General features: G+C 38.2%; 25 protein-coding genes. 20 read left to right on the top strand and 5 right to left on the bottom strand.

Annotation, left to right across the window (positions count from 1 at the left end):
- Window positions 1-17: 17 nt before the first annotated feature.
- The 7 genes from FTU29_RS15745 (at window position 18) to FTU29_RS15715 (ending at window position 4,353) form a co-directional block, all read left to right on the top strand.
- A complete protein-coding gene (locus FTU29_RS15745) occupies window positions 18-704 on the top strand; it encodes a hypothetical protein (protein WP_180122809.1) in 687 nt (228 codons plus the stop codon).
- Window positions 705-776: 72 nt separating this feature from the next.
- Window positions 777-1,445, top strand: coding sequence for a hypothetical protein (locus FTU29_RS15740; RefSeq protein ID WP_180122808.1), 669 nt, complete (start codon window positions 777-779; stop codon window positions 1,443-1,445).
- 23 nt (window positions 1,446-1,468) lie between these two features.
- Window positions 1,469-1,843, top strand: coding sequence for a hypothetical protein (locus FTU29_RS15735; protein WP_180122807.1), 375 nt, complete (start codon window positions 1,469-1,471; stop codon window positions 1,841-1,843).
- Window positions 1,840-2,253, top strand: a complete 414-nt coding sequence (locus tag FTU29_RS15730; RefSeq protein ID WP_180122806.1) for a phage tail terminator-like protein — start codon at window positions 1,840-1,842, stop codon at window positions 2,251-2,253. The genes FTU29_RS15735 and FTU29_RS15730 overlap by 4 nt, the downstream gene beginning before the upstream one ends.
- A 65-nt stretch (window positions 2,254-2,318) precedes the next feature.
- Window positions 2,319-3,254, top strand: a complete 936-nt coding sequence (locus FTU29_RS15725; RefSeq protein ID WP_180122804.1) for a phage tail tube protein — start codon at window positions 2,319-2,321, stop codon at window positions 3,252-3,254.
- A gap of 39 nt (window positions 3,255-3,293) precedes the next feature.
- A complete protein-coding gene (locus FTU29_RS15720) occupies window positions 3,294-3,764 on the top strand; it encodes a hypothetical protein (RefSeq protein WP_180122795.1) in 471 nt (156 codons plus the stop codon).
- A 415-nt stretch (window positions 3,765-4,179) separates the two neighbouring features.
- On the top strand, window positions 4,180-4,353 hold the full coding sequence (locus FTU29_RS15715) for a hypothetical protein (protein WP_180122793.1): 174 nt from the start codon (window positions 4,180-4,182) through the stop codon (window positions 4,351-4,353).
- Window positions 4,354-4,376: 23 nt separating this feature from the next.
- Here the strand turns inward: FTU29_RS15715 and FTU29_RS15710 are convergent, their stop codons facing one another.
- Window positions 4,377-5,237: a hypothetical protein gene (locus FTU29_RS15710; RefSeq protein ID WP_180122791.1), complete on the bottom strand. Its 861-nt coding sequence runs from the start codon at window positions 5,235-5,237 to the stop codon at window positions 4,377-4,379.
- Between the two features lie 213 nt (window positions 5,238-5,450).
- On the opposite strand from FTU29_RS15710, the gene FTU29_RS15705 reads away from it, so the two are divergent.
- The 9 genes from FTU29_RS15705 (at window position 5,451) to FTU29_RS15665 (ending at window position 16,389) form a co-directional block, all read left to right on the top strand.
- Window positions 5,451-6,116: a hypothetical protein gene (locus tag FTU29_RS15705; protein ID WP_180122789.1), complete on the top strand. Its 666-nt coding sequence runs from the start codon at window positions 5,451-5,453 to the stop codon at window positions 6,114-6,116.
- Between the two features lie 41 nt (window positions 6,117-6,157).
- Window positions 6,158-6,328 carry a hypothetical protein gene (locus tag FTU29_RS15700; RefSeq protein WP_180110150.1) on the top strand — a complete coding sequence of 57 codons (171 nt, stop codon included), beginning with the start codon at window positions 6,158-6,160 and terminating at the stop codon, window positions 6,326-6,328.
- Window positions 6,329-6,336: 8 nt separating this feature from the next.
- Complete coding sequence (locus tag FTU29_RS15695) at window positions 6,337-6,627, top strand: DUF4236 domain-containing protein (protein WP_180110151.1); 291 nt, start codon at window positions 6,337-6,339, stop codon at window positions 6,625-6,627.
- Window positions 6,628-6,815: 188 nt separating this feature from the next.
- Entirely contained in the window at window positions 6,816-10,355 is a 3,540-nt protein-coding gene (locus tag FTU29_RS15690; protein ID WP_180122787.1) for a tape measure protein, read from the top strand.
- 8 nt (window positions 10,356-10,363) lie between these two features.
- On the top strand, window positions 10,364-10,831 hold the full coding sequence (locus tag FTU29_RS15685; RefSeq protein WP_257226949.1) for a hypothetical protein: 468 nt from the start codon (window positions 10,364-10,366) through the stop codon (window positions 10,829-10,831).
- The gene (locus FTU29_RS15680) at window positions 10,832-11,338 is read left to right on the top strand and encodes a hypothetical protein (protein ID WP_180122784.1); all 507 of its coding nucleotides are present in this window, start codon (window positions 10,832-10,834) and stop codon (window positions 11,336-11,338) included.
- Window positions 11,335-11,703, top strand: coding sequence for a hypothetical protein (locus FTU29_RS15675; protein WP_180122829.1), 369 nt, complete (start codon window positions 11,335-11,337; stop codon window positions 11,701-11,703). Before FTU29_RS15680 ends, FTU29_RS15675 begins: the two co-directional genes overlap by 4 nt.
- Window positions 11,681-14,473: a host specificity factor TipJ family phage tail protein gene (locus tag FTU29_RS15670; protein ID WP_180122782.1), complete on the top strand. Its 2,793-nt coding sequence runs from the start codon at window positions 11,681-11,683 to the stop codon at window positions 14,471-14,473. The genes FTU29_RS15675 and FTU29_RS15670 overlap by 23 nt, the downstream gene beginning before the upstream one ends.
- 53 nt (window positions 14,474-14,526) lie before the next feature.
- Complete coding sequence (locus FTU29_RS15665; RefSeq protein WP_257226948.1) at window positions 14,527-16,389, top strand: phage tail fiber protein; 1,863 nt, start codon at window positions 14,527-14,529, stop codon at window positions 16,387-16,389.
- Between the two features lie 24 nt (window positions 16,390-16,413).
- Here FTU29_RS15665 and FTU29_RS15660 read toward each other — a convergent pair whose 3' ends face one another.
- From FTU29_RS15660 to FTU29_RS15650, 3 genes are all read right to left on the bottom strand, one after another.
- Window positions 16,414-17,379, bottom strand: a complete 966-nt coding sequence (locus FTU29_RS15660; RefSeq protein WP_001012061.1) for an EpsG family protein — start codon at window positions 17,377-17,379, stop codon at window positions 16,414-16,416.
- 20 nt (window positions 17,380-17,399) lie between these two features.
- A complete protein-coding gene (locus FTU29_RS15655) occupies window positions 17,400-18,350 on the bottom strand; it encodes a right-handed parallel beta-helix repeat-containing protein (RefSeq protein ID WP_180122780.1) in 951 nt (316 codons plus the stop codon).
- 284 nt (window positions 18,351-18,634) lie between these two features.
- Window positions 18,635-19,480, bottom strand: coding sequence for a hypothetical protein (locus FTU29_RS15650; protein ID WP_180122779.1), 846 nt, complete (start codon window positions 19,478-19,480; stop codon window positions 18,635-18,637).
- A 154-nt stretch (window positions 19,481-19,634) separates the two neighbouring features.
- Between FTU29_RS15650 and FTU29_RS15645 the strand changes: the two genes are divergently transcribed.
- Both FTU29_RS15645 and FTU29_RS15640 read left to right on the top strand, forming a co-directional pair.
- A complete protein-coding gene (locus FTU29_RS15645) occupies window positions 19,635-19,928 on the top strand; it encodes a phage holin family protein (RefSeq protein WP_180114490.1) in 294 nt (97 codons plus the stop codon).
- The gene (locus tag FTU29_RS15640; RefSeq protein WP_180122778.1) at window positions 19,912-20,688 is read left to right on the top strand and encodes an N-acetylmuramoyl-L-alanine amidase; all 777 of its coding nucleotides are present in this window, start codon (window positions 19,912-19,914) and stop codon (window positions 20,686-20,688) included. The genes FTU29_RS15645 and FTU29_RS15640 overlap by 17 nt, the downstream gene beginning before the upstream one ends.
- 43 nt (window positions 20,689-20,731) lie before the next feature.
- Here FTU29_RS15640 and FTU29_RS15635 read toward each other — a convergent pair whose 3' ends face one another.
- Window positions 20,732-22,720 (bottom strand): acyltransferase family protein, encoded by a 1,989-nt coding sequence (locus tag FTU29_RS15635; RefSeq protein ID WP_180122777.1) that lies wholly within the window; start codon window positions 22,718-22,720, stop codon window positions 20,732-20,734.
- A 546-nt stretch (window positions 22,721-23,266) separates the two neighbouring features.
- On the opposite strand from FTU29_RS15635, the gene FTU29_RS15630 reads away from it, so the two are divergent.
- Both FTU29_RS15630 and FTU29_RS15625 read left to right on the top strand, forming a co-directional pair.
- On the top strand, window positions 23,267-24,463 hold the full coding sequence (locus tag FTU29_RS15630; protein WP_180122776.1) for a tyrosine-type recombinase/integrase: 1,197 nt from the start codon (window positions 23,267-23,269) through the stop codon (window positions 24,461-24,463).
- Between the two features lies 1 nt (window position 24,464).
- Window positions 24,465-24,860: a hypothetical protein gene (locus FTU29_RS15625; protein ID WP_180122768.1), complete on the top strand. Its 396-nt coding sequence runs from the start codon at window positions 24,465-24,467 to the stop codon at window positions 24,858-24,860.
- The last annotated feature ends 85 nt before the right edge of the window (window positions 24,861-24,945 follow it).

Raw genomic sequence — 24,945 nt, 5'->3', positions numbered from 1 at the left:
TCTTGGGGTGTTAAAAAATGAATAAAAATCTTTTGTTAGCTTTAGCTGTTTTGGGCTTAGTAGGATGTGCTACTCCCTCATATAATTACACTCAAAAGAATTACAAATCTACACCTTTGAGTTTCCCAGCAGTTGGATCTACTAATACCGTTTCAGTTGGTTCCCAAATGCTTGCTCAGGGAACAATTGTTGAAAAAGATGTTCTGTATATTCCTGAAGATTTTCTTATCACTAAGCATATAGTGTTAACTTCAGGGAACTATGAGAAATTAGGTAAAAACGGTGAAATTGAAACATATTTGGGCAATAATTCATTTCTTCCTAATGGCGGATATGTGTCTTTAAAAGGGAATATAGATCCTCTATATAGGGTAATATTTGATACACATACTAAAAAAATATGTGCCAAGCCTGTCTTTGGTGCAGTCAAATGCAAAATTATTGAAAATGCTAGAATTGATAAGGTTCAAGTACCTCAAAAAGACTCTTTCCAACAAACCTTAATTTACAATGGAAAACTTGGTAATAAATTAAATATAGATTATCGAGAGTTTTCATCAGATTACGCAAGACCAGCTTTTACAGCTAGGGTTGAATATGATTTGAATGATTCAAATAAAATTGCATACAAGGGCGCAATATTGGAAATAATTGAAGCTAACAATCAAAGTATTACCTACAAAGTTGTGCAGAATTTTAATTAGTTTGAATTGTAAAGTTTGTATAGCGGATTTTGAAAGTTTAAATTAACATCCCTCTGAAATTTAGGGGGATTTATGCTCAAAGTATCTTTAAAAGAAAAGTTAAATATCGCCATTCGTAATGTTGTTTATGTATCCATATTATTCTTTTTATTTGGTGCATTTATAAAAAGTGATGGCCCTAAGTTTGATGCAAATAAATTTTATGAATTAATCAAGGATACTTTCTCATTTTGTGCTGCTTTTGTTGGTCCTGTAATTGCATATGTGCTTTTTAATGATTGGCGCCAAGAGCATCTTGAGAAAAAACTGGAAACTGACAGCGAGTCAATCTTCAAAAAATTAAATGATATTTATCTTAAACTTTTCGAAGTTCGAATGAGTATTTGTAAACAGGACACACTCAATGAAAATGAAGGCTTAGAAATTAATATGACAATGGAATTAACGACAATAGAGTTAATGAGGTGTAGGAACCATGTTCAGCTATTGAAAAATGAAGATTCTAGAACAGATAATTTTATTAAAAAAGCAAATGGCATTATTGATTCGTTAAATGAAGTAAATAATGAATTTTATGATATTCAAAATGCCTATGTAAGCTATCACCTTTTAAATAAACCATACGACTATTTGAGCCCTATGCGAACCACAACTGATAAGCTTAAGAATAATACGAATAGAATTAATGAATTAAACAAACTGTGTAAAGATTTACAAGTTAAGAATTTTCAACCCACCTAAGTGGGTTTTTTAATGGGTGAAATATGGCATGGAAAAACAAACCGAGTGATTTTGCTGCACACATGCTCAAGAATGCTGACCAACATGTAAAAAATATCGTGGGTGAAACACTTCTGCAAGTCATTGTGCGTTCCCCTGTAATGGATGGTGAATTTAGAGCATCACACAAGGTTACGCTTGATTCCCCGGATAATGCATACCAAAAAAATTATGACGAATCAGGCTCAGAAACATTAAATCATGGTCTTAAAGTAGTAGCTTCAGCTAAGTTTGGTGGCCTGGTCTATATCCAAAGTAATAGTCCGTATGGCATTCGTTTAGAAAATGGTCACTCTCAACAAGCGCCAAATGGTGTGTATGCACTCTCATTTCAGTATGTTTGTGAGAAATACAAATGATGACAAATACTCAAGCCTTGCGGGCTATTTTGGCACATGTAGGTACATTCACTGGAATGCCTAAACAAAACATCCAATTAGCAAATAATCCGCTTGTTGGTGGTAAACCTTTTGAGCCGCCTGCAAATGAGATATGGGCCAAGGTTACAGTTAAAAATGCGGGCAGTTTTATTGCAGAGATCGGATCTAAACCAAGTACACGCACTACTGGTATTGTTTATATCCAATTGTTTGCACCGTTAAATACTGGCACAGATTTAATATCACAGATGGCCGACAAGTGGGCTGAGCATATGCAGTTCCATAAAAAAGATGATTTGGAATTGCGTGAGGCTTCTATTATTGATGTAAGTACCCATGGTGAACTCTATTACCAGTACAACGTGAATATTTCGTACGTAGTGAACTAAACCCAAATTCTTATTTAGCCGTCCTTTTAGGGCGGTTTTTTTATGCCTAAATTCAGGAGACAACTATGTCAAAGGGCACTGATGTGGTAATCCACATTGCGAAAGAAGAAACACCTAATACTTTGCCTGCGGTGCCAGTGTGGCATACGTTGCGTCGAAATTCAGACTCACTCAAAAAGACGGTATCAATGACACAATCAGATGAGATTGTTGATTCGCGTTTTGAGCAAGGTTCTGTGGCAAGTTCAGCTGAAGCAACTGGTAGTATCGAATTTGAATTATCAGCTTTAAGCCAAGATATGTTTTTTGAAGGTGTTGCTGGTAATTTGTTTGTTGATTCAGGCACACCAAGCGTCTCAACTTTGGAAATTGGTGGTGACACACTACCAACATACACAATTGTTAAGCATGACAAAAAAGTCGGCTTTATCCAAGTTTTCACTGGTTGTCGAATTGGTGAGCTAACCATTCAAGGCGATACAGAAGGGAAAATCACAGGCACAGCTTCAATTAGTGCAACCGGCTATAGCAATCCAACAGCAACACCAGTAGTAAATCCTGTTGCAGCCACAGATACTCCATTTATGTCATCAATCAACGTTAATGAGTTCAAAATTAGTGGTGTGTCTACTGTGGGAACAGCATGTGCCGAGTCCTTCACTATCACCATCAATAACAATCTGACTGCTAAGCCATGTTTGGGTCACGGTAGTTTGATTCCAAACCGCTACACAGAGGGCAATGTCACCATTACTCTAAACGTGACTTTGGCACTTACAACCACATCGAAAGCTTGGATTCCTTACGTTGAATCACGTGAAACTATGACAGCTGAAATTGGCATGGAAGATTCAAAAGGTAATGCTTACGGCTTCAATTTTACGAAGCTGGAGCTTGATAATGAAGGGCTTTCAGATACCAATAAAAATGATGATCACACTATGGCGATGGAATTTCGTCATGTGAAAGAAGCGCCAACGATTACACGTACAACAGCATAACAATGGCCCCGTAAGGGGCTTCTATTTTGGAAAAAGAAAATGACCTTAGTTGTAGAAATTGAAAAAAGCAAAGAAACATCTCTTTGGAAAGAATACAAAGATGCTGAAGGTAACGTATTGGCTCGCTTCAAGATTCGTGGTGAATCTTATAAACCCTATCGTGTTGCATTAGAGCGAGCACAGAATCAGGTCGCATCTAAAGGTTATGTAGTATCTACGGCCAGTGGTGAAGATAAGCTTTATCACGAATTATTACTTGAAGCTGCTGCTTGCCACCTTATTGAAGACTGGGATGGTGTATCTTTCCGTGAAAATGGCAAAGAAACTGAGCAGCCTTGCACACCTGAAAATGCCACCAAATTATTAAACATGGGTGATGTGGGGGTAGCAATATGGGCTTTTGTGAAATTTCATGCAGAGCAAATCCAATTAGAAGCAGATGCGGTTAAAGCTGATACTTTGGGAAAGTCACAAAGCTCTACCAATGGCACGCGGGAGACGGTGGACTAACCGACTTTCAAAAGAAGATCCGCGAAAAGCAAGGGCGCAAGCTAGATGATGCGCCTGATTTTAGTTATATAGCTCACGCTATTTTGAGTGCATTCAATGTGATTGCACGGGGACGCTCATATCATCCTGTGACTATGCCGCTAGATGGTAGTCATATCAATGCGTATCTTGAGTTATATGAGTCACCGTGTGAGCTGCATATCTTTGTTGAGTGTGTCTTTGCTTTGGATAATTTGTTTTTGGATGTGGTGAGGGAGAAATCAGCGTGAGTTAGTTTCTATTTTATTATAAAACATTGACCAAAAAATGTTATATATCATGCACTTGTGTACATAAATTTACAAAATAAAATCTGGACTTTATTCACAATGCGAGTAAAAATAATCATTAGTTAAAGACCTTTCAAGGAAATGCTATGTCAGAAAAAAGCGTTACAGTTGTTGGTGTGGTTGGTGGTTTGTATTTAGCGGTATGTATTTTGATGCTTGCAGGTGGTAATGGAGTACCATTCAGCGGTGCAACACAGGATTTTGGCTCAAAAGCACGTGTTGTTACTGATGCATTTGTCGAGTCGCAGTTGAATAAGTAAAAGTATATTTTAGAAAAAGCACCCTAGGGTGCTTTTTTTATTGGGCCATTTTGAATAACTATGTCTTTAATTTCTACGAGTTTTACATTCCTCTCTGCATCAACTACAAAGCATGAGGTTTTATTGCAAACATTTGTTAGTTTGTAGGTTGAGGGCTTATTTTGTCCTTTTTCGATGAATGAAGGAAAAACTACAATTTTTTTGTTTTCTTCATCATTAAACTGGAAACTTGCATCGTGATATTTTTGAGCGGTTTGCTTACCATCTTCTTGTAGTGTCCACCCAACATAAAATATGAAGTAAAGCAAACCAGTGAAAATTAGTATGAGAAAATAAAATGCCAGAATATTAAAAAAAGTTTTATCTGAGTGATCTGGTTGATTCTCACCATAAATGTCATGTGTGATTTGCTTGATTGTCATTTTGTTTTTTTGAAGGTACATTTTCCCAAATGCCACGGATTTGCTTTTAGTAAAAGCATTTTTCTTTTTTTGCTTTTTACGAAATTCTGGGAATAGGGGTAATTGAGACTGTTGTGGTGCTAGTTTGAATCTGAATATTTTTTCTTTGAAAAATTTATAACGTAATGTCATAAAAATAAAAGCAAATACCGAACCTAAAAGTCCCAACAAAAATTCAAAGTCCTTTCTCGAATATGTTGTGATAAATAGGAATCCGAAAATAATAACGAGGAAAGTTAGTAATTTATCAGCACCAACTAATAAACCATCAATTATTGTAGTAGAAACAGTTAGATCAAAAAAACTAATAGAAACACCAAAAAACTCAGCATATCCATAGCTATACCAATAACCACACCAGAATAAAAAAGTAGTAAATATTGTAATAAGTAGGGCGATATCGATATTAAAAGAAAATTTCATGTTTTTATTAAGTAGTTAGGTTTTAGAAATTACACAACCTCGGATTGAGGCTGTAAGGGCAGATCATTGAAGGCTTGGTGGCGAAAGCTCAGTCAACCTTAACATTTAATGATTGATTAACCAAACAAGAGCATCCTTTGGGAGGTTTTCTTTTAGTTGTATATACTTTATTCAGATAATTGAGTAATTTATCACCTTTATTTAGGGGGTAATATGAAAAAATTATTAGCAATCGGTACTTTATCTTTAATTTCATCTTTGGCTTTGGCAGATAAGCCAGTTGTTCTTCATTCTGGCGAGCCGCTACCATTAGGTGTTGCTGCTGATAACACACAAAATAGAGCTACTGCAAATAATAGTTTTCCACCATCGAATGGTTATGTTTCGGCAGGTTATGCTGGATCAAAAATCGGCTCAAATGAATTTGGTGGGGATGAGCGTTTTAATGGATTCTTTTTGAATGCTGGAACATATGTTGCGCCTAAAACATCATTGTATATGGAGTACGCATTCCAAGATGCTTCAGAAATGGATTTTAGTGAAGTAGCCCTAGGTTTAAATTATAAATTTCTTGAGAATGATAAAAATTATGCATCGGTGGGAGGTGGTATTGGGTATGCTTGGCTAGATGAAAAAGCATACGACCCATATTACGATATGCACGTTTCTCTTGAGCTTAATTACTTGACGGTTCCGTTATACTTGGAAGTGGGGCACCAACTTAACCCCAATATTGAGATATTTGGGAACCTTGGTTATAAATGGTTTTTCAATCGCGACTCTGAGGCATGTATAGATGGGTTGTGTGTTTCTGGAAATAGCTCAGACTTAGATATTGACGGCATGACCTACAAAGCTGGATTACGTTATAACTTCTAAAAAGTTGGTATTTTGATTACTCATTATAAGGGGGGATAAAAATGAAAATAATAGTAGCGGTGGTTCTTGCTTTAGGTTTATCCACTGTCGCTGAAGCTGGTCGCGGAAAGCAACCTTGTTCAGGCAAGAAGGGTGGCATAAGTCATTGTCAGGGATCTAAATTTGTATGCAAAGATGGTTCGATTAGTGCATCTAAGAAAATCTGCCGATAGGTGATGTTATGGGTTTTGGATTCCGGAAAAGTTTTAAAATAGCACCAGGTGTTCGCCTTAATGTGGGTAAGAAAGGCATAAGCAGTGTATCTGTTGGTGGGAAGGGTGCGCGCGTCAGTGTAGGCAAAAAAGGCACAAGAACAACAATTAGCGCTCCAGGTACAGGATTGTCTTATTCAACATTTAAGTCGCACTCTAAAACCACTCGTAATGCTTCAAATAATACTGAACCAAATTTGGCTGTTAGTATTATTGTGGGGTTCATAATATTGATTTTCTTTATTTGGCTTGTTAGCTAAAAAGACAACCGCCCAAGTGGCGGTTTTTTTTGCTCGAGATTTGTATATAAGCCATATACAAGTGCTAATAATTCAAACCTAAGTTTTAAAGTTTTACTGTAAAGCTGACTCATTGAAGGCGCTTTTTTAACACCCAAAATTTATAGCTCGCATCTCGCGGGCTTTTTTTATGCCCGCAGGAAAGTGAAATGACCACACAAACAAGTCGCTTGGTGATTGAAATTGATTCACGCAATGCGTTGCGTAATGCGCAAGCTATTGGAAAAGAGCTTGAAAATATTGATAGAAATGGTCAATTTACCAGCAAATCAATGGATGGTGTATCGGTTGCTACTCGCCAACTTGCTGGGCACATGGCAGGACTACTAACTGTTGGTGCGGCAGTAGCAAAAATGGATGCCTATACTGGCATGCAAAATAGGTTGAAACTAGTTACAGAGTCGCAAGAGCAATTAAATCTAGCAATGAGTGATACTTTCGTTATTGCTCAAAAGTCCTACCAATCATGGGATTCTGTAATTCAGGTTTATCAGCGCTTTAGTGATAATGCGAAAACACTAAAAATTGATATGGCCAAAACAGCCGAATTAACAGAAACAGTTTCGAAAGCTGTTGCAATTTCAGGTGCAAGCACTCAAGCAGCTGAAGCAGCATTAACCCAATTTGGTCAAGCGTTGGCCTCTGGTACATTGCGTGGTGAAGAGCTCAACTCGATTCTTGAACAAACGCCAGCTTTAGCCAAAGCAATTGCTCAGGGTATGGGTATTACAGTCGGGCAACTCCGCTCTGTGGCTGCTGAAGGTAAAATTACTGGTGAAGTTCTCGTTGATGCCTTAGCAAAATCAAAAGAATCAGTAGATGAATTATTTGCTAAAACCGATATTACGATTGGGCAATCTATTCAATTGTTGAGCAATGAAGTCACCAAATTTACAGGTGAAGCAGGTAAGGCTTCGGGTGCTGCAACCACGTTAGCTAGTGGTATTCAAGTATTGGCTAATAATCTTGATGATATTGCAGGTGTTGCAATGATTGGTGGCGCAGCATTGCTAACCAAGACCATTCTTACTCAAACAGTAGCCATTCGCGGAACAATCTCCGCTACTCTGGAGCGTCGCGCAGCCGATACAGCAGCCCTTCAATCTCAGATTCAACTAGCAGCGGTGGAGGTGCAGCGTACTCGTCAAGTAGCAGCATTAGCACTTACTGAGATCAATCTAGCTCGCCAAGAGCTTAATAGCGCCACAACGCGCCAGGCACGTGCAGCCGCAACTATGCGCCTTACTCAGGCTGAAGTTGCATACAATATTGCAACCAAACAAAGCACTGCTGCTGTAGTGACTCAAACTGCTGCTGAAAATGCTTTAAATGCCAGTCGATCACGCGGGTCAATGCTGCTTGGCTTGGTTGGTGGCCCAATTGGTGCAATCACAATTGGTGTGGCAGCATTAACCGCAGGCTATATGTATTTGCAAAAACGTACAGCGGAAGCAAGTGAAAAACTTGAAGAACAAGGGCGAGTTGCTGAAAAAACCAAAGAGGAGCTTTTGGCACTCAAAGGGGTTCAACTTGATGTGGCAAAAGATGACTTAGCTGCATCATTTGAAGATCAGAACGACAAATTGAATAAGTTGAACTTGTCATTTAACGGCTTTATCCGCACTGTTAAAAATGCGAATGCGGGAAATAAAGAAGTTCGTGAAATCTCAGATCAGGTGCACAAGGGATTAATGTCACAAGCTGATGCTATCGAAAGACTGAACAAGCTAAAACTATTAACACCAGAGCAAAAGTCCCAAGGCTTGGATCTAATCAAGAGTTATGAAGAAGCTAGAATCAAGGCTCAGCAAAATGCAGATGCTCAAAAAACTTTAGGCCAGCAAGTGTCTTTGGCTGGAAACGCCGCCTCTAATGCCGTTGGTAAAGTAAACGATAATACCAACGCTATGTATAACAATGCTGATGCAGCGAACGCAGCAGCAGATGCACAGTCCAAGTACATTTCAAACCTACAGAAGGGTGCCGCACAGACCATTATGACCAACAAGCTAATTGCTAAAGGTTGGAATATTGAGCGTGCAAAAATGGCATCACAAGCAGCCTTTGAAAATGGAGGGAAGGTTTCAGCAAAAGATATTCAAATTATTGATATGAATATCGCGGTAAATAAGAAACTGCAAGCCTCAGAGGATGCAATTGCCAATGCTAAAAGAGGATCATCTAAAGCATCGAGAGCAGCTTTATCACAGCAAAAGAAAGATGCTAAAGAAGCGGATCGCTTAAAAGAGGAACAGTATAACTTACGAGAGAGAATTGCTTACGATTATAAGGATCGAATTCTAAAAATCGAAAAGGATTTAGAGAATGAAATCGCCGAGATTCAGAAGGCAAATTTCCACCCTAAAGACACTGCAGGATATATCGAGAATGCTAAACATAGAGCTGATCTAGAAAAACGACTCTATGTTGCACAACTCACTGAAGATGTGAGTTCATGGCGATTATCAGAAGAGCGTAAGCTTGAATTAAAGAAAAATGTAAATGATTTGATGATTAAACTTGATGCAGATATGAATGATGATTTTAAAAATCAAGCACTCCAATCTGCAGAAGATCAATACCAACACGAACTCGGTCTTATCAAACTTGCCAAAGAGCAGCGGATTTTTCAAATGCAGCAAGGCTTGATGAATGCAAATGCGCAGTCGGAACGCTATTGGGAGCTTGAGCGTCAACGGATTATGTTGAATGTGCAGGATCTCGAAGAGCGCAATCGACAGCTTGAGATTGCGCGTGAACTACAAGCTAAGGAGAAATTTGACAACCTTGGCGGTGCAGTAAAAGAGTGGGGTCGCATTGAATCCGAGATGGGTGGTACAAGTGAGCAATGGCAATTACAGCAAGAAGATGAGGCAAGAGCCAAATCTTCAGAAGCCTTGCTTCTTGCAGAGCTTGATTTAGCTAACACGGCAGAGCAGCGCGAAGCAATTTGGCAAGCACATCATGACCGAATGGCGGAAATTGAGCAAAACTACCGCATGTCATCTATGCAACTTCAAATGGGCTATGCAGGAAATATTGTTGACTCCATGGCTAGCATGATGAAGTCCATGGGAGGCGAACAATCGAGCGGCTATCGTGTTATGTATGCTGCATCGAGAGTTTTTACAGCTGCAAATGCAACACTCGCTTTAATTGAAAACGTTTCAAATGCTTCAAAAATTGGATTTCCATACAATATTCCATTAATTGCAGGTGCTTTTGCTCAGGGTGCAACTATTGCATCAATGTTAAGTGATGCGCCTCAAGGCTTCGCAACTGGTGGTCTAATTCGTGGTCCCGGCACAGGAACAAGCGACAGCATTCCAATCATGGCCTCAGATAAAGAGTTTATGGTTCGTGCTGCTGCTGTTAAGAGTATAGGGGTAGATAATCTTAACTATATAAATGAGTATGGTGAGTTGCCGAAAGACACTTATCGTGTTGGCATGGGTACTGTGGATGCGATTAATTCTGATCGGGGTTCTGTTGATGTTGTGGTTCAACCCCAGATCAATATCAATGTGCCGCCAGGTTATACAGCAAAGCAAAATGTCGGTGTTGACGGTACTGTGACGATTGATGTTGTACGTCAAGAAATTGCAGGGGCATTTAACAGTGTACGCCGTTCCAACAGTACTGAAAGCCGTATATTCCAAGACACCTTTGGTTTAAGCCCTTCGCGATAGGAAAAAACATGGATCAATTTATGCTTTGTCCTCTACTGGAGGGGTATAGCTTCACGCCGGGTAATAATGTGCGTGAACAAAAAACAGAGGGAGGTATGCCTCGGCAAGTGATTAAATTTGTTGGGGCAATTCATTCAGTTTCTGCCGCTGTGTACTTGAAAGACCCTCGAGAACGTCAATATTTCTGGGCATTCTGGCGGATCAATCAGACTAGTATTTGGCGATGGAATCTGACTTTGGATAACGGAATTAAAGAAGATTGCCTGTGTCAATTCTCAGCTGAAAGCGTGCCACAAGAAAATATGGTGGGCAATATTGGGCGGCAAGTGATTATCAATATTTATGTTGTACCAATTAAACGCGATCCAGCTTTTGATCGAACAATCATAGATTTGTGGCAATCGGGATTAATCAATAATTTGAGTGATATTGAGAAAATTCCGAATGTCTGGTTGCCCGATGCTGTGGGGGTTTAAATGGAAATTACTGCTGAAATGTCGTCCTTGCTGGATCAGTCTGCTGGGCCGACAGGGTTGATCGAATGCATTGAAATTTCACATTCGAAATGGCCGTCTGTTTTGCGTTATGTCATTAACTCTAGCGAGCCGATGGTCTTGACACATGAAAATGGCCAAGCATTTGGATACGTCTATGCTCCGATCAGCATTACCCGTTCTTCAGAAGAAGATACGCTTGAGCAAGAGATTAGTTTCAGTCTGGGCGATGTTGGTGAAACAGTTCCTGTACTAATCGACCTGATTATTCACGATGAAGAAATTGAGTTGCCGCTGGTGTCATACAGAGCCTATTTGATCGGTCAGTATGATTCACCGATCTTTGTTGCGCGTGATCTTGAACTTGAAAATGTGACGCGGGATTGGAAAGGCACGCAAGGCGATTCCAAAGCACCAGGGTTAAATGATTCAGGAAATGGCGAGGTGTATTCCGCATCGACTGACCCGAGTTTAATAGGATTTTACTGATGATTAATCGCTTATTTCACTGTGAATACAATCCGCAGAACTATCACTGTGTTCATTTTGTGATTGAAGCAGCACGAGTGCTCTACGGAAAAGATTACTCTGCAAGTTTTATCGGCCTGACGGGTTCGCTGAATGAAACAGTGAAGACTTCACGTTCAACAATCATCAGGAATAAGCGGATAGATCGGCCCATTGAGGGTTGTATCGTCCTGATGTCATATCACAACGAAAGCTCGCATGTCGGGCTTTTTTATCGCCAGCGGATTTTTCATTTAACAGAAAAAGGCGTGCAACGAATCACGTTAGAACAAGCAAAACCATTATTCAAAAGGATGCGTTTTTATGAGCCAAATCTGCATCATTAAGAATGCTTTGGATCACACCGAGCAAGAGGTTGTGCAATCTGAAAATGCATTAAAAACCTTTTTAGATGTTAGATCAAAGCACCCACATGCGCGGATATATCGCGGAAATCCATGTCCTGAAAGTGACATCACACCGACTCAACAGGACAAAGCTAGTATTGCGCGGCTACTCGAAACAAATGAAGATCTAACAATTGTTTGTCATCCAGGAGATATCATCTCTGCGGTGAACTATGCTGTAGCTAAAATATTTGGTGAAGCGGTTCAGTACTTCGTCAAAACGCCTAAATTTGATAAAGGCACATCTTCTGGATCAAGCAATAACAATTTATCCAATCCTGAAAACAAACAGCGTATTAAAGAGCGTATTCCCTACATTATTGGCCGTGTTAAGGCGATTCCCGACCTTATTGCACCGGCACTTCGGTATTTTAAGGAAGGCATTGAGGTTGAAGAGCTGTTGATGTGCTTGTGTGAAAATCCCGTACAAGTATCAAACTTCAAGGAAGGTGATACACCAGTTGCTGAAATACCTGGTAAATCTGTCACTGCATATGACTTAAATCAGTCCATTATTGGTGCTGAAAACATTTACAAAATTGGTGATAGCTTTACCGATGCACCAGTTGTAGCCAAACAAAATAGCTCAGTGAATGGTCAGACTTTGCTACCACCAAACAGCACCCGTTTTGAACGCTCAGATGTATATTTTGTTTACCCAAACCAAATCAAAACGCTTAATAATACGTCTGATTTTGAAAAGTTTGTTGTGAATGAATTGGTGACAATTGAAGGGGCGAATTTTGGTATTGCAGATTTAGCCATCACCGGCTCAGTCAATATTAATTATCTGACCCAAACACTTGAAATTAGCTCGAATCAAACTGCAGTTAATTTTCAGGATTTTCGCAAGATCAATATCACCGCCATGCTGATCGTGGACCCAATTAACGGGCAGCTTGATCTGGCTGGCCTATATGATGTTGAAAGTATTTCGTATAGCGCGGGCGTGTATTCAATCAAGCTGTTGAATGCCACCAGTACTAATACAAATTTTGCCAATTTAACTGAAAATGCAGTAACGAATTTGAGCGCAAATTTAACGGCCAATACTGCCAACATCTTTTTAGATGGCACGTACACGATCACGGGTATTGATAAAGCCAACCGCTTGATGACACTTGCGACACCGAGCACAACAAATCCGGATTGGAATAAATTAGCTGATCTGGCGGGGCAGCAAACCCCGACAACACGTATTAAATTACGCGGCAATCAGGAGAATTATATTGGCTGGTTTACGATTGATTCACCTCAGGCGAAAGGGTTGTTGTTAAACTTTAGAGCAGGTAATGGCATCTATCAGGGCTCGTCTGCAAAAACAGTCAGCATTGAAGCTGAGTATCAGCAAGTCGTGAATAACGTGCCAACCGGGCAGATCTATCGCAAAAGTTTAACTTTAACCGGTAAGGCAAATAATCGTGATGCTGTGGGTGCGTCGATGTGGATTGATTTACCATTCAGTGGTGCTGTTCGGTTTCGTGCACGTCGGACTAACGATAATGGAGATGCGGCAGATTTAATGGATGAAACTAAATTTTATCAAGCCTATGCATATCATTATCTTGAAAAGTTGGTTTATCCAAATCGTATTATTGTGCGTGCAAGAACAGTGGCTACAGCGAATGCAACAAGTCAAGATTCACGGCAATTGAACTGTATTGCTGAGAGCTTAGTTTATTCATATCGTGGTGGGGTTAAATCTGCTGAACGTATTGCTTCACGCAATATTGCAGATACCACGATTGATTTGGCTCTGCATCCGAAAATCGGGCGGCAATTTGAATCTGAAATTGATTTTGATCGTATTTATCAGGTCGTGGATGATCTGTATGCGTATTTCGGATCTGAACGTATGACTGAATTTAATTATACGCTTGATAACACAAACACTTCGTTTGAAGAGATTATGCGCATGATTTCAGCAGTCACGTGTACGCATGATCGTCGTGTAAATCGAAAGATTTATTATGATCTGGAAAGTGCCGAAAATGAGCCGCTAATACTGTTCAATCATCGCAACAAGAAACCTGAAACTGAGGTCCGTTCTCATAACTTTCGTGTTGAAAATCGGCATGACGGCGTAGAGCTGACGTATATCGATTCAGATGAAGGCTGGATTGAAAAGACGCTAAAAATTCCAAATGAAGCGATCAACAATCCGAAGAAAATCGAAGGCACTGGCATTGTTTACAAGCAGCAAGCGCATATTGTCGCTTGGCGGGCGTGGAATAAGCTCAAGTTTAGTCGTGTGACTGCGCGCTTCACCGCGTACTGTGAGAGTGACTTAGCATTTCGTGGTGACTGTATTTTAAATACAGATGATACTCGGCTTGGAAATTGCACCAGCGGCGAAATATTAAATTGGAATAATCTTTCAATTGAGGTTTCACAGCCTTTTGTCTTGTTGCCAGATCAGCAATATGTGATTCATTTGCAGCTCAAAAGCGGGGCGATTGATGTGATGAAAATCACTCAGGGTGAAGACGAGTTACACTTTGTGCTTGAACGTCCACCGATGGAATCTTTGGTCACGGCAGGGCAGGTCAAAACAGTGTATTCAGTCACGACTGATGATAGACAGAATGAACAGAAGTTTCTTGTATCAAGCAAGAAGCCGATTGATGTGTTTGAAAATGAAGTAAGCGCAATCAATTTTGATGAGCGCTATTACCGAAATGATAAAGACATCATAAACAATTTGATTTAAATAAATTTCAACTTATGCCCGCTTAATTGCGGGCTTTTTTATGGAATAGAGATATGGCCGATATATTAAGTAAGTCAGATTTCGATGCAATAAAGCGCGATATTGAAGATGCAGGAAAGACTGTAAATACAGATGCGGTTATTGATCCGCGCTACGGCGATCGGTACAAATCTTTTCCGATGCTTTCGCGCTTATTTCAAGCAATGTTGGATCAGGGTCTTTTAGACTTAGATGAGCTTAATCAGGTTATTCAGATTGCTGCTGCGGCTGGAGCGGGGGCGAATGGCTGGACTGATTTATTGATTCAGACGGCGAATGGCGGTACTCAGCGAGAGATAAATGAGAATCAAAATGAGCGAAAAAGCGTGAAGCTTTGGTCTACAGGGCTAGTAGATGCTTTATCAAAATATAACCCCGTTGATTTTGATGAAAATGAAAATATTAGTGCGCCTGTTGTCTTAACGTCAGGTCAAAGTATAACCTCGAATAGTCATGAATTAAATCAAACAAGTCAAACGACGATTGTGGTTGAGTCGGAATACGCAGCATCGGACACTATTATAGACGGCTTGCTAATCATGCAAGATAAAACTGGACCTATATCGGGCGGCACAAATAACAATCATGCGTCTATTAAATATCGGGGCGGTTTGCGAAACACTGTTAAAAACGTAGTGATTAACGGACAGCTAGGTATTAGCTTTGGTATGGGTGAAATTGGCGCTTCTGATAGACGTAGCAAGTACAATCATGCTGAGAATATAGTAATACTTAATGCACACATGGGAGTGGAGCATATCGGCGCCTCTTATAACAACACAAGAGGCATTGTTATTGCGCCCACAGAGTTCAAGGGAATATTTCATGGTATTCGTCTGACTGGTTACGATCAAATTGAAAACCCTGCTGAAACAGCACATGCTCCTTGTCATGGAAATACTGGTTCAGATTACTTTGTTAAGAATATGTCTAATGGCATCTCCGCCCAAAATAGTGCGAAATACAATAGCTACGATCGTATTTTCATTACCGAATGTGATAGAGCAGTTCAGCTTGTACAAGGTACTGTTGTTGGAAACAATCCAACAATGAATCACTTTAATGTGGTAGGTGAAAAAGTTGGGCAAGCTATTGTTAATCAGGGCGGTAATCATAATGACTTTGAAATTTTAATTGATGGTGGTTCTTTCACAGATCAAGGCATTCAAGAACTTACGGGATACAGCGGTAAGGGTTTTAACCGCTACAGAGGTATCATTAAGAATAGTGCTAAAACAGGCGCACAATTTCGTTACTCACACAACCTTTACGCCCTGCAAGTTAGTTCAGCAAATGGTAACGGATTAAATATCAACGGCAGTTATGGTGGCGGGTCATTGATCATCAACGGTGCGAATGGTACTGGGGTATCATTAGCGGGGAATTACAATAACTTGCAAGTTGTTGCTACTGAGTGCATCACAGCACTAGCAGTTTCAGGAACAGGGAATATTATCAATCTACAGACTGATGGTAATGTTCTTGTTTCAGGAGCAGGAAATACAGTTATTGGTAGAATTGGTGGGAATTTAACAGTAACAAGTAACGATAATAAGTTTATTGGTGATGTGGTTGGTGCTGTTACAAGAACAGGCACAACAGGAGTGGATTTTACTGGGCTTAAAGGATGGTCTGGCAATGTAGTATTACCTGAGCAAACAACCGATGACGCAGGTAGGATAACTGTTGTTGTACCTAAACACACTAGCGCACAGATTAGAACTATATATGCAACCATACCAACAAACACAAGCGAGTGGCTACTGAAAGTAATTAGTATTTCTGGGGCTAATGTTGTTTTTGAGTTGCAAAACAATTCAGGCAATGCAGTACCGAGCACAGCTGTAGCTTTTAATTATGCTTATAGTTGTTCATAAAAAAAGGAGCTTATGCTCCTTTTTTTATGTTGCCCAGAAGAACCAAAGCATTAATGTGTATATCGCATACCCCAAAATCAACAGTTGTTTTTCTCTTGATTTGAGCTGCAAAAGTGCGATGATAATGATCGGGAAACACGCGGCTAAGAAGCGTGATGAGTAACCCGAGAAGAACACATTAAAAAACACCATTCCCAAAATAATTAAGCTGATGTAAAAGAAAGCGTTTCTTTCAAGCTTTTCTGTATATGCTTTAATTGCCAAATAAACAAAGTAAATTACCCAGAAGCTCATGTAAAGAACTGGTGAAGACATGTCTTCATATTCTGCTCGTCGGTCTCCGAGTTGACCTAAAATTTGTGACATAAGAGGGCCGGTGACAATCGCAAGTACTAAGCCAACCATTATCGCGACTGTATTTTTAAACATAAAATTGAGTTTTTCCCATTGCTCCAACTTTGTAGCAATAAGAAAAACACCAATAAAAATTACGGCCGACGTATGAAAAAAAGGTGTTGAAAGAAGAATTGGAATATATAAAATATTTTTTCGCTTATAAAGTATATAAGCTAAATACACTAAAGACATAGTGAATGCTAAACGCATTTGCGAGAAGCAAAAGTCTATAAAGACCGGGTTTATTAGAAATAAAAAACCATAATATTTTGTTCTTGTTATGACTAGAAATATAGAAAAAAACATGATCAATGAACTAACAATCATGAAAATATGACTAGAATTTAGACCATTTTCTGTTGCTATATAAAGTAGCTCATGCCAGCCCCACTCAAAACTTATTTTTGAAAGTAGGGTGTCATAATCGAACCACAGGGTTTTATTAACAGTGTGATCTATATAGCTTACATAGTTTGCTCTATCGACATATTCTGAGCTTCGGAGTGTGTCCCAAGGAATGAGCACAATTATGAAAGTCGCGAATAGTGCTAAAAAAAAGCTATATGCACTTTTCTTTTTGATTACAAAGTTCATCTTAAGTTAAATGCCCAGAATTATTTTAGAGAGATACTTGAGTTTCTAAGATGCCCATTGCATCCTTTCGAGTTTGATATATTCGTTGCGCCAACGATATCAACTTTAATGCTGTTATTGCTCCATGCATTGAAGCAATTTCCTGATGAATTAGACTGTATGGACATAGTACCTATTGCTTTTTTATTTATTGCACCAAGCAATAGGCCATGCCCAGAGTTAGCATCTTGATGGTTCTCAATGGTAATTGATAAAGGTTTTGTTGAATTATCATATCTGCTCAGACCGATCTGGATGCCTGAACCCTGATTGCCTGATGTTTTAATATTCTTCAAAACAATATTTTTTAATATCATTGACCCGTTGTTTGGCTCGATATCAATGCCACTTGCTGGCATAGCACCACTTGTATTTGTTGCAGTAATATTGGATGCAAGCAGCTTATTGACTGAGATAATTGAAATACCTTGACGCCTATTATCGTTCATCCTGATGTTCTTTAGGCTGATGTTATACGTTGAGTTTTTTCCGTTTGTACCTATATAAATAGCATCACCCCACATCTTATCAATGTTCATGTTTGAGATAGATATATTTTGAGAGTCTCTTATTTCGATACCCATACCCCATTCACCAGTTTTATCTAGGTGAGTATATTTATCTCCTGTTAAAGAGCCGCCAGAGATCTTTACGTTCTTCACATTTTTAACCTGAAAAACACGGTAGCTTCCATTTTTGGTGGGAATAACGGCAAGCTTGGTCTGTGGGGTTAATCTAATTTCAGTTCCATCTTTTGGGGTGATTGATTTGTTGGCATCAATTTTGTAAGTGCCAGCAGGTATCGATACTACTTTTTGATGTTTAATGAGTTGATTTACATAAGATGTAATATCAGTGTTTTCAATAAATTTGGCCCATGCACTAGATGTAAAGCTACAAGCCGCAACCCAAAATAAAATTTTCAACTTCATTGATTTTTCTTCTTAGAGGAGCCCATTCCAAACTTTAAGCTGATTAAGCCTAGTGCTGAATAGATTGCTGCCATAACTACAAAGTGGCCAATATCAATAGGGTTATTCAGTTTTAACTCAACGTAGTAGGCAATTGATACGGATACAAAGATAGTAATAATTTGGGGAATGTTTTTTTTCAAACGATCTAAGAATTTGCTGATTGACATGTTGCTGAGCTTATTTTGAATTGACAATATTGTAAGGTAGAGTTTATTGCTTAGCAAATTACATCTTGTTTAAGCTTAGGTATTGTTAACAGCTTTTAGTTCTTCTATGTCATTAATGATTATGGTCTCATTACAATAAGAGATCGACTTACAAGACTCAAATTTTTTACTTTTTGTATTGAAAATCAATTGACATCCTGAATTAAATGATAATTTTTTTGTCATAATTTCAATTTTACAATCTGTAAACTTTCTTATAACTGATATGTATTCCGTAAATGCTGGTCTAGGTAGGAATATCTTTTCGCCAGTTTCGAGATTGAGGAGATAATTTGGACGATGGGAGAAATCAGTTCCAGCCCAGGTTTCATCATTAAGAGTGATTATTGCTGTAAATCCTGCTAATTTACTCATCACTCTTTTCACGATAGTGCATTCAGTAGAATTTATTTTTACAATATCTAGATATTTGGCAGTATCCCCCACAGTTACATAGTAAAAATCATCACTTATGTGATGGATACAATGGATATGATAGACTAGTGAATCATTTTGATAGGGTTGGTAAAGATGAATAACAGTATTTTCAATATATGCGATTCTTGACCCAGGATTGTCATACTCTCCGAGAACAAATTTATCATCACTTACCATTGAAATAGTTTCTTCCCTACTATTAATTAAAATATTTTGTATGTTCACTTGAAAAGTATTAAAAGATTTCTTGATAGGCTCAATTATATTCTCTTGTTGACAAGGACTGGGTCTATAAAATAAAAAACAGAAAAGGCCATATACAGCCTCATGAACCCTTTTCTCTCTAATACACCCGATTATTAAACCTAAAACCTTAAAGTTTATGGCTCTAATTTTAAAATTTTCTGAATAACTTGTAATTCCTTTATTTTTTATACTTTTCAAAATTTCACCCTTAACCGTAGATTTAATGAAATAGTAACTTCTTATCTACTAAAGATTAACCCAAATTTAAGAATCTTTTTACCCAACAAACCACCACTAACCCTGATCTTTAATTAGATCAGGGTTTTTTAATGTCAATAATTAGGGGAATTTAATGGACGACTTTTCTAAACAAGTCGCTGAATCAGTAAGCCCTTTTTATACAGCCATTGCATCGTTTGTGATGGCTTTTTTAATGGCTTTATTTCGTACCGCTAAGAAACGAGGGCAGGCCGATTGGCTTGAAGCGTTTATGTGTGGATTTTTCGCCGTGGGTTTTTGGTCACTGACGACATGGCTTGGCTTTCCTGAAATCATTTCAGTGGGCTTCGCATCAGTAGTTGGCTACAAAGGCACACATTTCGTAAGTAAGAAAATAGACAGGATTGAAAATGAAACTAATCGATAACTGGAAGCAGGCCTGGAAACTCAAGTCAGTACAGGTAGGCGCAGTAAGCGCCTTTTTTTATGCCTTGATTTTATTCTCAGAGCAGTTCTTAAATGTATGGAATCTGATTCCACAGGATCTTAAAAACAAGATTCCTGAAAATATTGCCGAATGGGTCGGCATGTTTGTTGGTGTGGCCATGGTGCTTGCACGCCTGAAAAAGCAACCCGAACTACACGATGTAAATCAATTTGTGACGATTACTGCAGGGCATAGCAATGCAGATCCGGGTGCAGTTAATGGCAAATATAAAGAAGCTGAATTGGTGCGACAATTCCGAAATGCTGTAGCACATTATCTTGCAGCAGCAGGCCTGTCTTATAAGACCGATGGCGCAGGTACAATCAACCTCCCTTTAACCAATGCAATTGCTTTAGCAAAAGGTGCATCGATCGCAATTGAATTCCATATGAATGCCTCTGCAAACAGTCAAGCTAATGGAATTGAGATAATCGCCCTCCCCAAAGATAAGATCTTGGCTCAAAAATTATCTAAAGCTGTGGCCGATGTATTTGGATCTCGATTGCGTGGACAGGATGGTTGGATTGATCAATCACAGTCAGCCCGTGGACGGCTTGGATTTATCAATGCTGGCGGTTTAATTGTTGAGCTTGGCTTTATTTCAAATGATGCAGAACTCGCTGCATTTAACTCAAAGTATTGGTCCGCAGCAAAAGCTGTAGCGCAAGTAATTATTGAACATGAAAAAGCCCTCAAGTGAGGGCTTTTATTAATTTACTAATAATAGATTTTTAGTTAAGAAATTAATCTAGAGTTATATGTTTCAGAGGATTACCAAACTGCTTCAAATACTCAACGCCCAATTGTCGCGAACCCCGATCATTAATATGATTGTCATCTTTCCAGCGATATAAAGGCACATTATTTAGCATGATTTTACATACCTGCTGATCACAAATAACCTTGGTCGGATCAATAATTTTCAATTGAGGGTATTTGGTCTTAGCCTCAGCCACAATCTGATTAAATGGCTTTAGGTGCTTTTCATAACTTGCTTTCGAAACCGTACATTGAGCATGTCGATTTAGAATCTCATTACGGATATTACAATCGGAAGAAATACCACCCCATTTCAGGCGCGGCACATCATTCAATAGAACTACCTGATCGCTGGACTGATGAGCAATTTCTAACGCTTTTAGCAAGCCTTCTCTAAAGATTTCTTCGCTACTTTGATGAATACCATCTTTGAGCTTGAATTCATTACCAAAATATGGGGCATAGGAGCCAGCCATAATAATCATTGGATAATGCGTATTTTTGAGATGAGCTGTAATGGCATCATTGCGTTCTTCGAACCCAGCAAACTCCTCCCAGTGGTTCTTCTTAAAAATAAACTTCTTCACTTCAGGTAGATAGAATGTTGAGCTTTGGGTGATGTCATAGCCTCGAAGACTAGCATCTTTTGCCCATTCATCTAGCATCGCTGTATAAGCATTGGCATGAGAATCACCAATTAATAAGAAATCAATTTCTTCTTTAGGTTGCCCCAATACACAAACCTTTGGATCGGATAAGACTTTGGAGTCTCCAGTATCGATACATTTTTTTCGGATCAGATGTGCATAAGAATGCAATGCTTCCTGTTTGGCCTGAACCGACGGTGGGAACCGATCTGGAAAGCCGTCATTGCTCTTAACAGTCAAGGCAACGGTAATAAAAACGATTGCAGGAACCAAGAAACCTAAAATAATCACCTTGTAATTTTTTGCCATCACAAATCGTTTTAGGGGTTTTTCTGCCAATGCATAAGTTAAATATGCCAAAAACAGAGACAGCAGAACAATGATGATCTGATATTCAAGATTTAATGGCAGCATATAAATGCCGAATAAAACGATAATTGGCCAATGCCACAAATACAGCGGATAAGAAATTTTTCCAATCCACGTGCTTAGACGATTACTCAATAATAGATTACTAGAAGGTACAGATTGTCCTAAATAGATCACAAGGGCTGTTGCCAAACATGGAATTAGTGCCATAAGACCAGGAAATGGAGTGTGCTTGTCAAAATAAATCGCTGCTATAAATAGAACAATAACCCCAACCCAAACTAGCCCTTGCAGTAGTTTTTTTGGTAGTTTTAGTTGTGGTAAACAAGTAATCAATGCACCCAGTAGCAACTCAAAAGCACGTACTGGCATGCTGTAATAAGCTTTGGCAGGATTTTGAGTCAGCCTTAGCTGAGCATATGCCAGGAGAACAACGATAAATATAGTGATCATTAACCAAAGATATTTACGTGATGACTTGGCAAAAAATATCCATAATAGTAAAGGCCAGAAAATATAAAACTGTTCCTCTACACCCAGTGACCATAAATGTAGCAGCGGCACATTTTCTACGTTAGGGCTAAAGTAATCCCCAACTTCTTTACGCATATAAATATTCGCAAGAAGTAAAGTGGCATATATGACACTCTCAAAGTATTCAGTCAGTTCACCGGGTAGCATCACCTGCCAGGCAACAACACTGACAACTGCGAGTACAGTAAAATAAGCAGGTGCCAAACGAACCACACGTTTTTTATAAAATCGTGCAATTGAGAATTGTTGAGATTGGATTTCGCGTGTCAAAATAATGGTGATGAGATAGCCTGAAATGACAAAGAAGATGTCTACCCCAATATAACCGCCAGAAAATAGTGACCAGCCCAAATGATTGAAAATGACAAGTAATACCGCAATAGCACGAAGGCCATCGATATCTGGTCTGTAGGCAATACTCATAAAAATAATGGAAGAGAGAAAATAATGTATTTTATTCTTTTAACACTGTGGATTGTATAATTTATATTTTTAAATTAGAAATCTTTTCCTTCTTGAAAATGCTTCGTCTTTAAGTTATGTGCATTATTTAGAGGTAGGTCTATGTTTTAGAGATCAATAAGTGCTTTCTAAACGCATGTAAAAAAGATGATATAATCAGTACGGACAAACGGTTAATAGCTGTGGATAACTTTGCATTTACTCCAAATTTACGCCATTTAACTCTAAATATATAATTTAAATAGTATTTACATACTTTGACATTGTAGAGGTCAGCAGTTCGAGTCTGCTTATACCTACCAAGATTATGAATTAGTATGAAGTAATATTACTTTATATTAAATAAAATCCCCAAAATTCAATGTTTTGGGGATTTTTTATTGCTGTTTATAACGATATAACACGCTATACATAACTGGTGAACTTGTATCACTGCATGTATCATTAATAAAAATCGAACTGATGATACAAAATAGATCAAAAGAACAAAAAAAGGAGAACATATAGATGAAAAGAACAGAAATTAAAAAGAGACCACTCTCTGACACAACTTTAGCTAATCTAGAGCCTGAAAATGGTGATTACAGAGTCAAAGACAGTGGTAGTTTATATTTCTTTGTGAAAAAAGATGGAAGTAAATATTGGCAATATCGTTGTAAGGATGAGTTAGGTAAAGATGGATATAAGGGGTTAGGTAGTTATCGTAATGTTAGTGGGCAGTATGCTAGAAAAAAAGCTAAAGAATTAGAATTGAAGGAAGCAAATGGTGAGGTAGTTAGATTTAGTAAGTATCATAAAAAACATATTGATAGTAAAAAAAACTTAACATTTGAAGTTATTATTATTGATTGGCTTGATACCAAAAAAACTACTTGGGGTGAGAAAACATTTACTAAAGCTAGAGATTCGATCCAAAAACATGTGATAAAGGAATTTGGTCATAGAGACTGCATATCAATTAAAAAGAAAGAATGGTTTGACTTCTTTCAAAGTTTGAGAACAGTTAATAAAATTAATAATCAAGTTGATAAGCTAATCTCATATTGTACAAATGCCTATGATTTAGCAATTGTAAAGGGACTAATTGAGGATAATCCTTTAGTGAGAATTTCCAAACATATAGCTCATTATACTCAAGGAAATATGAGTCATGTTGAATTACATGAATTACCTGAACTTATTAATAAAGTAAGAAATTATCCAAGTAGAACAATGATAATAGGGATTGAACTAGCAATTTTATTAATTCCAAGACCAGGTGAATTACGTTGTGCTAGATGGGAGCAATTCGATTTTAAGAAGAAATTATGGAATAGGCCTGCTGAGGTTATGAAAGGGCGATTAGCACACACAATCCCTTTATCTAAGCAAGCTATTGTACTTTTAAAAGAATTAGAGACGTATAAAACTGAATCGCCATTTCTATTTCCTAGTAGAAGAACTTATTTAGAACCAGTCTCCGATGGTACATTTAATGCTGTATTAAATCGTTGTGGCTATAAAGGTAGACAAACAGTACATGGTTTTAGACATATCGCTAGTACTGCACTAAATAATCAATTCAGTGACAAAGAACAAGTAATTGAGGCATGTTTAGCACATAAGAAAAAAGGGGTGAAGGCTGTATATGATAAAAGTAACCATCTAGAAGAAAGGAAGTTAATTATGCAATGGTGGGGTAATTACGTAGAAAGTGTGACTTAAAATGAAATTATTATCATATTGCAGAGATAAGGACTCCAATGCATTTGGATTAAGAATTTTAAGTCTGACAGACAGCGAAGAATTAGAAAATCAGATAAATGAGTTTGAACCACAAGTATTGGTTGCAGAACTAGAATCTGAAAATTTACGAGTTATTAAATTAGCAGAAAAAAATTGGTATGGATGTGGATTGTACAAACCAAAGGATGAAATTATAGGTACTTTGGAAAAATTAAAAGATATACCTAAGGTTATTTGTCTAAGTAAAAATAGCGATTTAAAATACAAGTGGAAAGAGAATGGATGTTTGGTTTTTACTGATGAAGAATATTATAAAGAATGCAGACATATGCTAGGCAGAGTAAAACTTGAAGTGCGACATAAACCACCTAATTAATTTAAAGGGTTTATGGAGTATATAAAATTGTCATACCATCATCTTAACTTTGAAGATCGTACTGCATTAATGCTTGAGTCAAGAA

The sequence above is a fragment of the Acinetobacter sp. YH12086 genome, from assembly GCF_013419345.1.
Lineage (GTDB): Bacteria > Pseudomonadota > Gammaproteobacteria > Pseudomonadales > Moraxellaceae > Acinetobacter > Acinetobacter amyesii.
This window is presented reverse-complemented; position numbering and strand designations above follow the sequence as displayed.

Bases quoted from the DNA above. Each gene is read 5' to 3' on its own strand.
- FTU29_RS15630 (WP_180122776.1), top strand. From the start codon at position 23,267: ATGAAAAGAACAGAAATTAAAAAGAGACCACTCTCTGACACAACTTTA.
- FTU29_RS15660 (WP_001012061.1), bottom strand. From the start codon at position 17,379: ATGAACTTTGTAATCAAAAAGAAAAGTGCATATAGCTTTTTTTTAGCA.
- FTU29_RS15655 (WP_180122780.1), bottom strand. From the start codon at position 18,350: ATGAAGTTGAAAATTTTATTTTGGGTTGCGGCTTGTAGCTTTACATCT.
- FTU29_RS15665 (WP_257226948.1), top strand. From the start codon at position 14,527: ATGGCCGATATATTAAGTAAGTCAGATTTCGATGCAATAAAGCGCGAT.
- FTU29_RS15680 (WP_180122784.1), top strand. From the start codon at position 10,832: ATGGAAATTACTGCTGAAATGTCGTCCTTGCTGGATCAGTCTGCTGGG.
- FTU29_RS15670 (WP_180122782.1), top strand. From the start codon at position 11,681: ATGAGCCAAATCTGCATCATTAAGAATGCTTTGGATCACACCGAGCAA.
- FTU29_RS15725 (WP_180122804.1), top strand. From the start codon at position 2,319: ATGTCAAAGGGCACTGATGTGGTAATCCACATTGCGAAAGAAGAAACA.
- FTU29_RS15635 (WP_180122777.1), bottom strand. From the start codon at position 22,720: ATGAGTATTGCCTACAGACCAGATATCGATGGCCTTCGTGCTATTGCG.
- FTU29_RS15625 (WP_180122768.1), top strand. From the start codon at position 24,465: ATGAAATTATTATCATATTGCAGAGATAAGGACTCCAATGCATTTGGA.
- FTU29_RS15645 (WP_180114490.1), top strand. From the start codon at position 19,635: ATGGACGACTTTTCTAAACAAGTCGCTGAATCAGTAAGCCCTTTTTAT.
- FTU29_RS15715 (WP_180122793.1), top strand. From the start codon at position 4,180: ATGTCAGAAAAAAGCGTTACAGTTGTTGGTGTGGTTGGTGGTTTGTAT.
- FTU29_RS15745 (WP_180122809.1), top strand. From the start codon at position 18: ATGAATAAAAATCTTTTGTTAGCTTTAGCTGTTTTGGGCTTAGTAGGA.
- FTU29_RS15690 (WP_180122787.1), top strand. From the start codon at position 6,816: ATGACCACACAAACAAGTCGCTTGGTGATTGAAATTGATTCACGCAAT.
- FTU29_RS15700 (WP_180110150.1), top strand. From the start codon at position 6,158: ATGAAAATAATAGTAGCGGTGGTTCTTGCTTTAGGTTTATCCACTGTC.
- FTU29_RS15695 (WP_180110151.1), top strand. From the start codon at position 6,337: ATGGGTTTTGGATTCCGGAAAAGTTTTAAAATAGCACCAGGTGTTCGC.
- FTU29_RS15740 (WP_180122808.1), top strand. From the start codon at position 777: ATGCTCAAAGTATCTTTAAAAGAAAAGTTAAATATCGCCATTCGTAAT.
- FTU29_RS15640 (WP_180122778.1), top strand. From the start codon at position 19,912: ATGAAACTAATCGATAACTGGAAGCAGGCCTGGAAACTCAAGTCAGTA.
- FTU29_RS15705 (WP_180122789.1), top strand. From the start codon at position 5,451: ATGAAAAAATTATTAGCAATCGGTACTTTATCTTTAATTTCATCTTTG.
- FTU29_RS15710 (WP_180122791.1), bottom strand. From the start codon at position 5,237: ATGAAATTTTCTTTTAATATCGATATCGCCCTACTTATTACAATATTT.
- FTU29_RS15735 (WP_180122807.1), top strand. From the start codon at position 1,469: ATGGCATGGAAAAACAAACCGAGTGATTTTGCTGCACACATGCTCAAG.
- FTU29_RS15685 (WP_257226949.1), top strand. From the start codon at position 10,364: ATGGATCAATTTATGCTTTGTCCTCTACTGGAGGGGTATAGCTTCACG.
- FTU29_RS15720 (WP_180122795.1), top strand. From the start codon at position 3,294: ATGACCTTAGTTGTAGAAATTGAAAAAAGCAAAGAAACATCTCTTTGG.
- FTU29_RS15730 (WP_180122806.1), top strand. From the start codon at position 1,840: ATGATGACAAATACTCAAGCCTTGCGGGCTATTTTGGCACATGTAGGT.